The sequence below is a fragment of the Paenibacillus donghaensis genome (genome assembly GCF_002192415.1).
Taxonomy (GTDB): Bacteria; Bacillota; Bacilli; order Paenibacillales; family Paenibacillaceae; genus Paenibacillus_AQ; species Paenibacillus_AQ donghaensis.
In genome coordinates, this window is record NZ_CP021780.1 from 1,515,188 (window position 1) to 1,530,322 (window position 15,135).

Annotated in this window: 10 protein-coding genes and 1 pseudogene; 7 read left to right on the plus strand and 4 right to left on the minus strand. The window is 50.3% G+C overall.

The genetic code is table 11. The features are described 5' to 3' along the window. Positions 1–248: 248 nt before the first annotated feature. Positions 249–1,603 (plus strand): annotated as a pseudogene (locus tag B9T62_RS06310) (glycoside hydrolase family 28 protein). A 757-nt stretch (positions 1,604–2,360) separates the two neighbouring features. Here the strand turns inward: B9T62_RS06310 and B9T62_RS06315 are convergent. Both B9T62_RS06315 and B9T62_RS06320 read right to left on the minus strand, forming a co-directional pair. Beyond that, positions 2,361–3,215, minus strand: coding sequence for a DNA alkylation repair protein (locus B9T62_RS06315; RefSeq protein ID WP_245864364.1), 855 nt, complete (start codon positions 3,213–3,215; stop codon positions 2,361–2,363). 185 nt (positions 3,216–3,400) lie between these two features. Next, positions 3,401–4,084 carry a Crp/Fnr family transcriptional regulator gene (locus tag B9T62_RS06320; protein WP_087914490.1) on the minus strand — a complete coding sequence of 228 codons (684 nt, stop codon included), beginning with the start codon at positions 4,082–4,084 and terminating at the stop codon, positions 3,401–3,403. Between the two features lie 51 nt (positions 4,085–4,135). Between B9T62_RS06320 and B9T62_RS06325 the strand changes: the two genes are divergently transcribed. The 5 genes from B9T62_RS06325 to licT all read left to right on the plus strand — a co-directional run bounded on the left by B9T62_RS06325 (position 4,136) and on the right by licT (position 10,202). Then, positions 4,136–4,699, plus strand: coding sequence for a GNAT family N-acetyltransferase (locus B9T62_RS06325; protein ID WP_087914491.1), 564 nt, complete (start codon positions 4,136–4,138; stop codon positions 4,697–4,699). A 343-nt stretch (positions 4,700–5,042) separates the two neighbouring features. Further along, entirely contained in the window at positions 5,043–5,702 is a 660-nt protein-coding gene (locus tag B9T62_RS06330) for a serine/threonine-protein kinase (RefSeq protein WP_087914492.1), read from the plus strand. A 249-nt stretch (positions 5,703–5,951) separates the two neighbouring features. Beyond that, on the plus strand, positions 5,952–7,853 hold the full coding sequence (locus tag B9T62_RS06335) for a beta-glucoside-specific PTS transporter subunit IIABC (RefSeq protein WP_157685474.1): 1,902 nt from the start codon (positions 5,952–5,954) through the stop codon (positions 7,851–7,853). Positions 7,854–7,895: 42 nt separating this feature from the next. Beyond that, positions 7,896–9,350 carry a glycoside hydrolase family 1 protein gene (locus B9T62_RS06340; RefSeq protein WP_087914494.1) on the plus strand — a complete coding sequence of 485 codons (1,455 nt, stop codon included), beginning with the start codon at positions 7,896–7,898 and terminating at the stop codon, positions 9,348–9,350. A gap of 15 nt (positions 9,351–9,365) precedes the next feature. After that, complete coding sequence (gene licT / locus B9T62_RS06345) at positions 9,366–10,202, plus strand: BglG family transcription antiterminator LicT (protein ID WP_087914495.1); 837 nt, start codon at positions 9,366–9,368, stop codon at positions 10,200–10,202. Positions 10,203–10,307: 105 nt separating this feature from the next. Here the strand turns inward: licT and B9T62_RS06350 are convergent, their stop codons facing one another. After that, positions 10,308–11,465, minus strand: coding sequence for a glycosyltransferase family 4 protein (locus B9T62_RS06350; protein ID WP_087914496.1), 1,158 nt, complete (start codon positions 11,463–11,465; stop codon positions 10,308–10,310). Positions 11,466–11,894: 429 nt separating this feature from the next. Between B9T62_RS06350 and tnpB the strand changes: the two genes are divergently transcribed. Continuing rightward, positions 11,895–12,998: an IS200/IS605 family element RNA-guided endonuclease TnpB gene (gene tnpB / locus B9T62_RS06355; RefSeq protein WP_087914497.1), complete on the plus strand. Its 1,104-nt coding sequence runs from the start codon at positions 11,895–11,897 to the stop codon at positions 12,996–12,998. 1,131 nt (positions 12,999–14,129) lie between these two features. On the opposite strand, the gene B9T62_RS06365 is transcribed toward tnpB, so the two are convergent. Next, on the minus strand, positions 14,130–15,116 hold the full coding sequence (locus tag B9T62_RS06365) for a zinc dependent phospholipase C family protein (protein ID WP_087914499.1): 987 nt from the start codon (positions 15,114–15,116) through the stop codon (positions 14,130–14,132). Positions 15,117–15,135 lie beyond the last annotated feature (19 nt).

The window sequence follows — 15,135 nt, forward strand, 5'->3', positions numbered from 1 at the left end:
CCTTTATCCTTCTATTTCTCGCAGAAACGGTTACCGTTCCTAAAGGGACAGTGAAGCCGTTTCTACTTGGTTCTACAGGAATGTTAACGATGTCATTTTATTGACATATTATCTATAGAATAAGCACAAACAATTATGCACACGTGAAAATTATATTGTCAGCATTTATATGGAAGCGCTATAATTAACAAGAATGAGCGGATGTAGAGGCCTACATAAATTTATAAGTGTTTGAAGAAGAGGAGCGAATGCAGATGTATAACATTATTGATTATGGAGCACAGAAGAACAGTGAGGCACTGGCGACCGAAGCCATTGCCCTAGCGATAGCGGCGGCCAGCGAGGCGGGCGGGGGACGGTGCTTGTGCCGGCAGGAACCTACCAGACCGGAGCGATTACGCTAAGAAGCAATATCGAGCTTCATCTAAGTCCTGGAGCAGTGCTGTCCTTCAGTACAGATCCGGCACATTACCCTCCGGTGGAGAACCGCTGGGAGGGTGTGAAGCAGCAGGTACACAGCCCTTGTATTTACGGTGAGAACCTGAGCAACGTATCGGTTACAGGGAACGGCACGCTAGAAGGGAACGGCGCCCCTTGGTGGGATAAACAACGCAATCACAGCGAACAGCTCGAATATCCACGCCCGACGCTGATCGGTTTCAACGGCTGCCAGAGAGTGACGCTGAAGGATCTGAATCTGACGAACTCCCCAAGCTGGACGGTGAATCCGGTCGGCTGTACCAATGTTACCATTGATAATCTCTCTATTCTCAATCCGGCGGATTCCCCGAATACGGATGGCATCAATCCCGAATCCTGCTCTAATGTACGGATCAGCAACTGCAACATCGATGTAGGCGATGACTGTATCGCCATCAAGGCAGGCACAGAGGATACCGCAGAACGTGTGCCTTGCGAGAACATTACGATTACTAACTGCACCATGGTCCACGGACATGGAGCGGTGGTGCTGGGCAGTGAGATGAGCGGCGATATCCGCAATGTAACGATCAGCAACTGTGTGTTCAAGCAAACGGACCGCGGCATCCGCATGAAATCCCGGCGTGGTCGCGGCGGGATTGTGGAGGACATTCGCATCAGCAATATTGTCATGGAGGATGTGCTGTGTCCGTTCACGATGAACCTGTATTATTTCTGCGGACCGCGGGGCAAAGAGAAATATGTCTGGGATAAGAATCCCTATCCGATCACGGCAGAGACGCCTTGCTTCCGGCGGATTCATTTCGCCAATATTACGGCACGTAATGTTCATGCTGCGGCTGGATTTATGTATGGACTGGCTGAGCAGTATGTGTCGGAGGTAACGTTTACCAACATTGACATCTCCATGGCCAAGAATGCGGTTCCCGGCCACCCGGATATGATGACAGGTATGGAGAATATGAACAACCGCGGCTTCTATCTGTCCAATGTAAGGGATGTGCTGTTCCATCAGGTCACGGTGGAGAATCATGAAGGCCCGACCTTTTATATTGAGAACAGCGACAATGTTGAGGTCATTCACTGTCATTCACGGAACACAGTGAAACCGGAGCAATTGGTGAAACGGGTAGTCAGCGAAGTCTCGCCAGTAACGCCGTGAACTAACTAAACCTGCAAATATACAGGAATTATTGCTAGATAGAGCCTACAAGAGGGAGTGCCTGCAAAAGTGCAGGTATTTCCCTCTTTATTTGTTCCACAGACGATATTTAAGCTAAAAAGATGTAAGTTTGCAGGAATTAGCTGCTCACAACCCATGACTCCAGAAAAAGATGTATTTTCGCAGGAATTTCTAAATTGCTATTCAAAGTATAGCGAATTAGGTACAACGAGTTAAACCTAGGGTAATCTGATTTCCGTAATCTGAGATATTTAGAATTTTAGAGTTTTGGCTTGAAACATCATTCGGCGCATGTAGTCGCGAGAATGGTTACTTCTTAGATCCCAGAGAGGATTTAGATGGTGCTCTATAACGTTCGGAGCAATTAGATGCGAATCTGGTTACTACTTAGGTCCAGCGTGAATTTAGAATGTTGCCTGGAATGTTCGGAGCAAATAGATGTAAAACTGCAACTAAATTCCGCTGGATCACCAACCAACGGATGAATAAGTGCGATTGTGCAACTAATTTTGAGTAAATCAAGCTTATTTCGCTCAGAAGGCCAAATTAGATGCCTTTTTGCATCTGTTTTGTTCAATGAAGGAAAAATTCGTAAATTAAATGCACTTTCGCAACTAATCGGCGGATTGGACTTATGAAACTATCACGGAACTGAGTTTTCGATGTTCTCAACGTCCGAGGTTGCTTCGAACGCTCTAAGCATCATCCCTAGATAGTGACCGACCCTGAATGCATCCTATTTCTGCTTGTTAATGGTACGTAACGCTTTCGTGACAATCCTCGACGTTTCCTTGGTGGCGGATTGTTTGCGCCAGCGGTCGCAGACGGACTGCACCCAATCCGTGTGCGATTTGGCGGCATCGTTCAGCCAGTTGCCCACAGAGTCCTGCACATATTTGGCCGGATCGGAGCGGACAGCTTCCAGCAGGTGCAGGCCTAGCGCCGGCTCGTTCTTAAGTGCAGTGATATGCTTGGCCCACACTCCCTGAGGGCGGGTCGCTTCTATCGCAAAACGGCGGATATTGGCATCGGGGTTCTGGACCCAGGTGTCCAGCAGTGCCAGTGCCTGTGGTAACTGGAGGATGATCGCCTCTCTAACCGCCATCCAGGAAATCTCGCGCACCCCGAAATGGGCATCGGCGGCGAACGCGCGGATACCGCTCAGCCGATCCGCCAGTTCCAGCTGCGGGTCCAGCCCAATGATATAGGCCGCCCAGCAGCGGACACTGTCGGACGGATGCGTAGCCAGTGACTGGAATACCTCTTCACGGCGCTCGATAGTTAGCTTGTTGAGGAACTGCAGCCAATCGGCGGCAAAAGCTGGAATCAGCTTCATGATCCGCGTCTCTGTAGGATGCTGGTTCCACCTGCTAAGCATATCTTGGCACTCCACTTCCAAGTCCAGCGACTGAACTACATGCTGGAACAGCAGCTGATGATCCACAGCCAGCCACTCCGTCAGATTGACGCTCTGGATCTGGCCGCTATTCAGCAGGTTCAATACCTCTGGCGGGATCTCGCTGACCTTGCGAGCGCCTTTGCGCTCTTGTATCCATGCGGCAACCGGAATCTCTGCCTGAATGGGTTCCATATCTTCAACCTCCTAAATTCCATGCTATTAAGATGAACTTAAGAATGAAGCGGTGGAGTTGTCAGAATGCCTGGTGCATAGGGCTATCGGACAACTCCTAATATAACATGTTTAAGTTCACGTTCTATAGCCTGAAGCATACCGTGGAATAGGTGACTTAAGCTGTAATCCCGATTACAACTCCACTAATTCCAGGCCTCGTTATGCAAGGCATCACGGTTCACCGCCACAGACTTGAAGCCGGTTCGGATCAAGCCTTGCCGGGCCAGCTCCTGCAGCGCTCCACTTACCGCTTCACGTGAGGCGCCTGCCAGATGCGCCACCTGCTGATGGGTCAGCGGCAGTCCAATCGTCACATAGCCATCCTGCTCCCCGCTCCCAAACAGACCGGCCAGTCTTAGCAGAACATGCAGTATCCTGTGATGCAGATCGCCAAGAGCAAGCTGATGGGCCAGAGAGGTCAGCTCGGCAATCCGGCGGCCCAGCACCTCCATCAGGCTCAGCATAAACCGGGGATGGTGGAGCAGGAAATCGGCAGCCCGCTCCTGATCCAGCAGACAGATATCACATTCCCCGATGGTTTCGATAAACAGATCGCGGGTACCGAAGGAGAGGCCGTTCAGTTCGCCGAATACATTGCCTTCACCCAGGATATCAAGCGTGAATTGTTTGCCTTCGGCACTCAGCTTGTAGAGCCGAAGTTTGCCTTTTTTGACAAAATAAAAGCCTTCTCTGAAGGTCTGCGGCGTCTGGATCAAGCTGTTCTTCGGGAAGACAGTAATGGAAGTGAGCTGGTCCATCTCCAGCAGGTCTTCCGGGGATAAGCTGTTCATCAACTGAAATTGAGAGAGATATTGTATATTGTTCATGGTTCCTCCTGGAGTATATTAAATTACATCATACAGTAAGGAAGCGATAATATGGCAAAACTAACAACCGAACGTTTAATTCTGCGCAGATTCAGAGCGGAGGATGGTGAGGATCTATACCGCTACTTGTCCCAGGAGACGGTGGTGAAATACGAGCCTTACGGGGTGTTCACACGGGAGCAGAGCCAGACTGAAGCGGAAAGACGGGCAACGGATTCCGCTTTCTGGGCCGTCTGCCTGAAGGAAGAGGGAACGCTGATCGGCAACCTGTACTTCCAGCAGCAGCAGCCGGAGAGGTTTGGAACATGGGAATTAGGATATGTGTTCAATACGGAATTTCAGGGACAAGGCTATGCCACGGAAGCCTGCCGGGCACTCTTGGCCTATGGTTTCGGAGAGCTGCAGATCCGCAGAGTGATTGCGCGTTGTAACCCGGATAATACTTCATCCTGGAAGCTGCTGGAGCGGCTCTCCTTACGCCAAGAGGGGCATGCGCTGCAAACGGTCTTCTTCAAAACGGATTCAAGCGGTGCGCCGATCTGGCATGATACGTTCGCCTATGGGATGCTGGCGTCAGAGTGGGTGCCAAGCAGCCAATTAGAGCTACAGCCCTAATAGAATAGAAGAGGACAGCTATAGGACTGCCAAAAGGACAGCTGTCCTTTTTTTCATGCTTTTCCTGCACTATCTTAAAGTATGGATGGCAGTGGAAGGAGATACTCTGAATGATGGATACAGGATTGCTGGTGATCCGGGAGGTTATTCACTGGATACCCTGTTACAATAAGCGTAAGCGGCCGTGACAATGTCGGCACGATGAAGCTCTGCGACGACATTCTGGCTGCTCTTGCTGCAAGCAGCAAGCAGTAAGATTGCAATGGATTTCACACGATTTGCAATGGAGCTGAAATATCGTAAACTGTAGAAATACTAGCTTACGAGAATGGAGCACCTAGCTATGGAGCCGCAGCGCGAGGATAGGCTGAACCAGCTGCTGGAGCTGGTGAACAGCGATTTGTTAACCGGGGTATCTATCCGAAGTATGGATCCCCATGAGCCGGTGGAGATTCTGCGATTGCCGCAGCCCTGGAATAAGCTGGGTACAGGGAACTATGCAGCCGTATTGGGGCACCCGGAATATATGGAATATGCCGTAAAGGTGTACGCTCCAGGCAGGCCGGGTATAGAAGAGGAGGGTGAGGTATACCGCAGGCTGGGACAGCATCCCTCCTTCTCTGAATGTTATGCGGCCGGAGCGGGTTATCTGCTGCTGAAGCGTCTGCAAGGGACAACCTTCTACGACTGTATCCAGCGCGGAATCCCGATTCCCGTTCAGGCTATTGCTGACATTGACCAAGCGCTCGCCTATGCGCGTACGTGTGGCCTCTCCCCTCATGACGTGCATGCCAAAAATGTGATGCTGCAGAATGGGCATGGTCTGATTGTCGATGTATCGGATTTCCTGAAGACGGAGGATTGCGGGATGTGGGAGGATTTCAAGCAGGCTTATGAGCGGCTGTACCGGCCGATTGCCTCCCGCTGGGTGTTCCCAGTTCCCCGCTTTGTGCTCGAAGGAGTCCGCAGGGGATATCGGTTATGGCGGAGACGAAAGTCCTAGAGAGGAAACACCGGCGCAGATTTCGCCGGATTTTGTTGACAATGAATCCCCTTACATGTTATCGTTCTAGACAGAAGAACAATTGAATATCCAATTCAAGACGTGTTACTGGTCAAGCAGGCAGGATCTGATTTGGAGAAATATGTACATTAGTTATTAATGTGGATATTTTTCCGGTTGGATCTTTTTTTGTTTCTTACAACAATCATCGGGCATAGGATTGGCCGATCAGACTTGGAGGAAATGAATATGGACAGAACCAAGCTTGCTTCCGAAATTATCAAGAATGTCGGCGGCAAAGACAATGTGGGCAGTGTGATCCACTGTATGACCCGCCTGCGCTTCACGCTTAATGACAACAGCAAGGTTAATGAAGCAGAATTGAAGCAGCTCCAGGGCGTCATGGGAGCCACCGATAACGGGGGCCAGTATCAGGTTATCATCGGCAACGATGTGCCGCTGGTATTCCAGGAGGTTGCCAAGCAGCTTCCGACAAATCCCAATGATAGCGTGGCCCATACGACCGGCAATGAGAAGAAGAAAATGAATGTTTTCCTGCAGATGATCAACGTGTTGTCGTCGACGATGGCCCCGATCGTACCGGCCTTGGCCGGTGCTGGTATTCTGAAGGTCATTCTAACCCTGCTGGTGATGGCCGGTATTCTGGAAACTACTGATCCGACGCATTATTACATCAGCTTCTTCGCCGATACGGTCTTCTATTTCCTGCCATTCCTGTTGGCATTCTCATCGGCAAGCAAGTTCAAAGTCAATCCGTACCTCGCGGTGTCGATTGCCGGAATCATGCTTCATCCGAAATTCGGAGAACTGGTAGCAGCCAAGGAGCCTTCGGCCCTGTTCGGGCTTCCGGTGACCTTGATCAACTATAGTTCCACTGTACTTCCTATTATAATTACCGTCTGGATTATGTCCTACATTGAACGTTTTGCCGATAAGGTATCTCCGTCGGTGATCAAAATCTTCTTCAAGCCATTGCTTGTTATTATCATTACCGCACCGCTGGCATTGATTGTCATTGGTCCACTAGGCTACCATATGGGGAATGGACTTGCTGCGGGAATCTACTTCCTGCAGGATAGGGTAGGCTGGCTGTCACTGGCTCTTCTCGCTGCCTTTAAACCGCTGATCGTTATGACCGGGATGCACTGGGCGTTCACACCGGCGATCATTACCTCCATCTCTACTTATGGCTATGACGGCTTAATGCTGGTGAGCTCTCTGTCAGCAATCTTCTCTCTGACCGGTGCTTGTCTGGCTGTAGCGATACGCACCAAAGACAGCAACATGCGCCAGATCGCGTTGTCGGCAGGGACTACGTCGCTGCTGGCCGGAATTACTGAGCCTGCGATCTTTGGGGTTGCTTTTAAACTCAAAAGAGTGCTCGTTGCGACTATTATCGGAGGCGGACTGTCCGGGGTCTACGCCGGGATTACACAGCTGAAGATCTTCGCTCTGGTTACACCGTCCATTCTCAAGCTGCCGACTTTTGTCAGCGAGGAATATCCGAACAATTTCATGAACGCAATTATTACGGCAACGATTGCCCTCGTGGTTTCGTTCGTCATGACACTTGTACTTGGCCTTAAGGAGAACGTGCCTGTGGTGCAAGCAGCCGGAGCAGTTAGCGAAACGGTAGTAACGGACACGCCTCCAGCCCCTGCCGTAATCAGAGAAAAGACGCAAACGCCGGTATACAGCCCGTTGAACGGGCAATCGGTTCATCTGTCCCAGGTGAATGACAAGGTATTCTCCGAGGAATTTATGGGTAAAGGCATTGCCGTCATTCCAACCGATGGTACCGTGGTATCCCCGGTAAAAGGGACCGTCACCACGCTAACCAAGAGCAAGCATGCGATCTCCATCACCTCTGACGAAGGCATTGAAGTGCTGATTCATATCGGACTGGATACGGTGAAACTGAAGGGCAAACACTTTGAGAATCTGGTAGCTGTAGGCCAGGAAGTAAATGTGGGAGATCTGTTGATTGAATTTGATCTGGAGGGCATCAAGAACGACGGGTTCGAGATTATTACCCCGATCATTATTACCAATACCTCTGAATATCTCGACGTAATCGGCAATGAGAAGACAGGGGTCTGCCAAGGCGATGAGCTCATATCGGTACTCTAAACGTATTCAACGTTTCTATATTCGGAAGGAGTGTTAATTACAATGAAGACAGTCAGAGAAGGATTCCCGCAGGATTTCTTATGGGGCGGAGCTACCTCCGCCATCCAGATTGAAGGCGGCTATGATCAGGACGGCAAGGGGCTCGGGAGCGGAGACATGGTTACCGCGGGCAGCCGTAACTCCAGACGCAGAGTAACGAGAACACTGGAGGAAGGGGTATATTACCCGAGCCATGAGGCCATTGATTTCTATCACAGGTACAAGGAGGATATCGCCTTATTCGCCGAGATGGGCTTCAAGATCTTCCGGCTCTCTATCTCCTGGTCCCGGATATTCCCTACAGGGGAGGAAACCGAGCCGAATGAGGAAGGTCTCAAGTTCTATGACAATGTGATCGGCGAATTGCGCAAATATGGCATCGAACCGCTGGTGACACTGTCGCACTACGAACTTCCCTTCGCTTTAAGCGAGAAATATAACGGCTGGGGTTCGCGTAAACTGATTGATCTGTTCGTGAAATATTCCGAGGTCTTGTTCAACCGATATAAGGATTCCGTGAAATACTGGATTACCTTCAATGAGTTGAATTGCCTGCTCAAGCCGTATGGAACGTATATCGCCGGGGGCATGCTATCGGAAGACAGCGATTTATTCTTTAATCTGGAAGCGGACAGCAAGCAGGAACGGCTTCAGGCGATGCATTATCAGCTGGTCGCCAGTGCCAAGACGGTAATTTCAGGGCGCAAGATTAATCCTGACTTCCATATTGGCTGTATGATTACGTATCATACGCCTTATCCGTACACCTGCAATCCGGATGATGTGATGCTGGCGCAGGAGGAGGATCTGATCAACAACCTGCTGTGCTCGGACGTGCAGATTCGCGGGGAATATTCAGGACAGGCGTTAAGATATTTTCATGATCACAAGATTACCCTTGACGTTACAGAAGAAGATGAAGCACTTCTGAAGCAGGGCTGTGTTGATTATTATACGTTCAGCTATTATACTCCTTTTACTCTGAGCAAAGACCCGTCCATGGAGACGACATCAGGCAATATGTCCAGAGGGATTAAGAATCCATATCTGAAGACCAGTGACTGGGGCTGGCAGATTGATGCGCAGGGCTTGCGCTGGGCGCTGAACAATATCTACCACCGCTACCAGATTCCGATGATGATCGTCGAGAACGGCCTGGGCGCAGTGGATAAGATTGAAGCAGACGGCTCGATTCAGGATGATTATCGGATTGAATATTTCCGCGAGCATATCAAGGCCATGAAGGAATCCATCAAAGACGGGGTGGATCTGATCGGATATACACCGTGGGGCTGCATTGACCTGGTCAGTGTGTCCACAGGGGAAATGGCGAAGCGTTACGGGATGATCTATGTGGATAAGCATGATGATGGGTCGGGAACGCTGGAACGGCGCCGGAAGAAATCTTTTGGCTGGTACAAGCAAGTAATTGAATCCAATGGTGAGGATCTGACTTAAAGAGGGTGAAGGCAAATGCGGATCATAAAAAAACTGAATAACAGCGTCGTGGTGGCGAAGGATGATAACGATCACGAGGTTGTAATTATGGGCAAAGGCATCGGCTGCAATTATGAGATGGGCTATGTGCTCAGCCGGGATGAGTTCGAACGAGTCTATGTGCTGGAGGATGAGAAGGCCTCGGATGCCGTTATCCGGCTCTCCCGTGACGTTCCCGATGTCTACTTCGAAATTTCACGCAAAATCATTGATTACGCCAAGCAGAATATTACCACCAAATTGAATGAGCATATCTACGTGGCTTTGACCGACCATATTTATTTCGCGGTGCAGCGACATAAGGATAATATCACAGTGCAGAACCGGCTGTTCTGGGAAGTGAAGAAATTCTATCCCAAAGAGTTCAAGGTGGGCTTGTACGGGCTGGGCGTCATGTTTGATGAGCTGAATATTCTATTTCCCGAAGAAGAGGCTGGCAATATCGCCTTCCATCTGGTGAATGCCCAGCAGTATACGGATGACCTGTCCCAAAGCACGTTCATAACGACTGTGATCAAGGATATCCTCAACATCGTGTCTTATCATTTCGGAGTGACGCTGGACCATGATTCGCTGAATTATTCCCGTTTTGTAACGCATTTGCAATATTTCTCACAGCGCCTGATTGAGAAGGTCGATACCGAAGCGGATGATGGATTCCTGTATGACCAGGTGCGGACGATGTACCAGAAGGAGTTCGAATGTGCGATGAGGATCAAGAATTATGTTCAAAAAACGTTCGAGCGCGAGATATCCAACAGTGAGCTGATCTATCTGACGATTCACATTAACCGGGTGATTAACCGGGGTTAATGTTGTATGTCCTTACACATGTATTCAAAAGAGAGCCATTCCTGGGCCTGCCGGTCCGACAGATGGCTCTCTTTGCTGTGTGCTGGTGCTAGGCGGAAGATCTGCTTATGCGCTGAAAATCTGTGTGCTTCCACCGCGCTGCCTGGTATCTAGAATGGCTGAATAATCCCCGATCAGCCGGTCAAACACCTGCTCCCATGACCGTCCAAGCGCCAGCCGCCGGCTCTCGGCGCCCAGCGCAGTCAGCCGCTCGGGCTGGCTGCTTAACATGCAGATTTCTTCAACCAGCGCCTGCGGATTGCGCGGCTCAAACAGGCTGCCGGATTGTCCCGGCACGACCAGATCACGGACGCCGCCGGCATTGGCTGCAATGACCGGCAGCCCCGAGGCCATCGCCTCCAGCACCACATTGCCGAAGGTTTCCGTGCTGGAGGGGAACACGAACAGATCGGCTGAGGCGTACAGCTGCGCCAGCTCTTCCCCATGCTTGTAGCCCGCGAAGGTGACATTGGGCGGGGCTTCGGTCCGCAGCTCCGGCAGCAGTGGGCCGTCTCCGACGATCAGCCAATGCACCTGGGACTGCAGAGATTCCGGCAGCTGCCGCATGGCTGCGGCGAGGGTGGAGATGTCTTTTTCCGGGGCAACCCGGCCTACATAGAGCAGCAGAAGGGGGGCAGTGATGCCATAGCGTTCACGGACTTCAGCACTGCGCCTCGCGGGGGAGAACAGCCGGCAGTCCACACCTCTGGACCACAGCTTCACCCGCTCGAAGCCCTGCTCCTGCAGAGCGCCGATCGTTTCCTGCGAGGGTGCAAAGGTGGCATCACAGGAACGGTGAAACCATTTCATATATTTCCAGTACAACGGGACGATTCTGCGCATCCGGTAATAGTCAAGATATCGGTCGAAGTGGGTATGGTAGGAAACGACATGGGGCAGATTGTGCCTGTGCGCATAGCGGAGGCCACAGAGTCCGATATTGAACGGTGTAGCCATGTGCAGAAGATCGGGCTTGAAGGCGTCCAGCTGGCGGCGGATGACAGACATGCTGGGCAGGGCCAGCCTGCACTCGGGATACATGATAAAAGGGATGCTGGCCAGGGGGCGGACGGGATCGGGGTAGCTGTCTTCGGGGGCAGACTTGGGGGTGAAGAGCAGATGCTCTATCCCTCTGCGGTTCAGATGCCCGGTTAACCGGCTGAGTGTCAGGGCCACACCGTTGGTTTGCGGAAGAAAAGTATCCGTAAATAAGGCTAGACGCATGGGTATCCCTCCCTCTATTCTTGTCGCCCTGATCTTAGCAGGCCACTATTTCAGGGGGGTTAACCGCAGGTTAAAGATAGGGGTTGTTTTTGGGCGGAGGAAGGGCATGCTGTCAGATTTTCTATTGTTTTTTATATTGCGCTAACATCTAAGATACACCGGCCTAATCTTATTTGCCTATAATTTATGAATTAGCCGAGAACACTCGTGACTTTAGTCGTGAGATGAATTGCTTCGGACAAGGCGTATCTTTAGATACGCCTTGTCCGACAGGTGTTTCTTGAAAACAATCAAAACACTGTTATTTAGAGATAATCACTCGAATGATTCAACCTATGATATCCTGTATTTGAGGTCACAACTTCAGAATTGAAAGTGATTGTGATTATGTTCATCTAACCATTCAACACCAGAAAGTGAGGTGAAACCATGTTGGTAAATAAAGCCTACCAATTCCGTCTCTATCCCAGCCCAGCACAAGAAGTCCTCATCGCTAAAACCATGGGATGCTGTCGGTTTGTGTTTAATCACTTCTTAGCCAAGTGGAACGATAGCTTCCAAGCAACCGATAAAGGATTATCGTATGATTCCTGTTCTTCGGAACTGCCGAATTTGAAGAAGGAACTCCCTTGGTTAAAAGAAGTCGATAGCATTGCGATCCAATCGTCTGTGAAGAACCTTGCGGATGCCTTCACTCGATTTTTCAAGAGACAAAACGATGCCCCCTGTTTCAAGTCCAAAAAAAACAAGGTTCAGGCGTATACAACGAAACACACGAGCGGAAACATTGCGGTGGACGGAAATCAGATGAAGTTACCCAAACTTGGACGTGTACGTTTCGCAAAGTCCAGAGAAGTCGAAGGTCGCATCCAATCCGCTACCATCCGGCGCAATCCTTCCGGTACATACTTTGTCTCGTTGGTAGTGGAAACCGAAGTGCATGCCTTGCCCAAAACCAACCAAGAAGTCGGAATTGATCTTGGGTTAAAGGATTTCGCGATTCTATCGAATGGTGAAGTGTTTGCGAATCCCAAGTTTCTACGGAAGATGGAGCAAAAACTCATTCGGGAAGAGCGGATCTTATCCAGACGGGTGAAGGGGTCATCGAACTGGAATCAGCAGCGAATCCAAGTGGCTCGAATCCACGAACGTATAGTCAATGCCAGAACCGATTACTTGCACAAGATTTCAACGCACATTGTCAAAAACCACGACCTGATTGCGATTGAAGATTTGCAAGTCTCGAATCTGATGAAAAACCATAAGCTGGCGAAAGCGATTAGCGAAGTCTCTTGGTATCACTTCCGAACCCTACTTGAATATAAAGCGAAGTGGTACGGACGCAGGGTGGTTACTGTAGGCAAAACCTTTGCCTCTTCGCAGTTGTGTTCGTGTTGTGGAACCAAAAACAAAGACGTAAAGGATCTGAAGCTACGACAATGGACGTGTACGAACTGTGGAACTCATCATGATCGAGATTTCAATGCCAGCCTGAATATTCTATCTGAAGGAAAAAGACTGCTTACCGTGTAGCGATTACACGAACTGTCGGAACGACAGGGATAGCTTGGTGGTATATATTACCAATTCTGTTCGGTAGAATGGACTACCCAAGAATCTCGTGGCTTTAGCCATGAGAGGTTCAAACGTTTGCTGGTGAAACGGGAGATGAAGAAATAAGATGGGGAAAGGGACAAGCTGATGAGAGAAAAATCTGCGGTGCGGGCCTGGATCATGTATGATTGGGCAAATTCGGCGTATGCGACAACGGTGTTGGCAGCGGTTCTGCCGATCTTTCACAGCTCCGTTGCGGCAGGAAGCCCCCTATGCATCAGAATTTCTGGCAACTCTACTGTTCCATTCTTAAGTTCATCTTATATAGCCGGAAATGTGGTCCCTACTTAGGACTCCGTATGATAAGAACACTTCCGAATTAGTTGCGAAACTGCATCTATTTAGCCGTTTTTTCCTGTGTTGGAGGAAATAAGTGCGAAAACGCACCTAATTTAGGATTTTGAGCGTAATAAGCTTGCTTTACTTGAATTTAGATGCAGATATGGTTACTACTTAGGACCCTGCGACACTCCAAGCCCTTGAACTAGGTAACCTGCATTTTAGCGGACCGTATAGCCCCTATTTCCTCCTATCTGCGATCTTTTGAAGTCTTACGGACCGTATAGCCCCTAAGTCGTCAAAACAGGCTCAAAAGCGAGGGTTTTCTGTGATATAGAGGCTCCTGGGTCCGTTAATCCTGCAAAACGGCCTATGTACAGCAAATAGAGGCTCCTGAGTCCGCAACCGTCTGAAATCGAAGCGAGGGTTACGAGCGAAGAGGGCTAGGGGACCTAAGTAGTAACCAGATATGCACTTATTATCCTGATAATGGACGTTTCGGCTGAAATTAGTTGCAGTTTCGCATCTAATTCCACTGAAGGTTCCAGGGCAACACTCTAAATCCTAGCTGGAGCCTAAGCGGTAAAGAAATGTGAGAACAAGCCTCTCTTCCTATAGCGGAAGAGGGGCTTGTTTGGTGAGGTATGTGTTGCTGCTTAGACTCCTTGGCTTCTGATATAGCTGTTAGATTCTAAGGAGTAGCTACCTTGAATCCCTATTCTGAGAGCAACTAGCGGTAAGAAATCCCTCTAATATGTCACAACCGTATCCTTAGCTGCTGACATGCTGTTCCCAGATCGGTTCTGAATACTGATTCTGAAGATTGCTGCTGCATTCTTTGCCTGTGTCATAGGAACGATCACCCAGCACCAGCTTGAAGGCTTCCAGCCGGGAATTTGCTTCGGCGGCAGAAGGACTGAACAGCCAATCGGCCAGCGCTTGCAGCACCGTGCGGCCTTCGGCCATGGCCTGCTCCCACAGCTCAGCCACGCTGTCCGTCCGCGCTTCCGAATAGAGCGCCGAATGTCTCCACTCGGTATGATGACCATTCAGATAATCCAGTTGCTGCTCATCCTCGGTGAGCTTCTGGTAAAAATAACTGCGTGCCTTCTTCCTTAGCAACGCCTTTTTCCAGCCATGCGGATCATAGAGGCATTTATGGGCCAGCACCATATCCAGATAAGATTCCTCCCAGATCTCTGCGGGAAGATATTTCATCGCTTCGGGATACCAGGTGGCAGCCGTGTCCTGCAGAATGGTCTGGATCGGCTCGGGCAATCCGCTGCTGCCGATGTCGATTTGCTTCCAGGCGGCCAGCCGCCAGGTGTCCAGCCCGCGAACCTTGTTCATAAAAACCGTGTCCAGGGCAAGCTCGAACCGACCGTGATCCCGCTGCTTGTAGCCTGCCTTCCAGTTGATGTAGGGATGCAGATTGCGGTCCAGCAGATGATGGGTCAGATAACCCAGGAAATACAGCTGAGTCTGTACCGATTCCGCAGGCGGGAGTGCTGAGGCGCGCTGCCAGAACTCAACCAATACAGGCCCGCAGCTGTGGCTGTGCATCAGATCGCCCAGCCGGGCAGCGCTGCGCTCTTTTCGCCAGGGCAGAAAGCTGTGGTAGTAGAGGGAATCAGGTCCTTGGCAGCCGAAGCGGTACAGATTTCCGTATTGTTTAAGCCCGCTCAGGAAAGGCAGACGGTCTGCAAACTCTGCGGCCAGCTGCTTGCCGTACTCCAGGTGCATCCAGATGTTAGGCAATTAGAACACTCCTTTCATT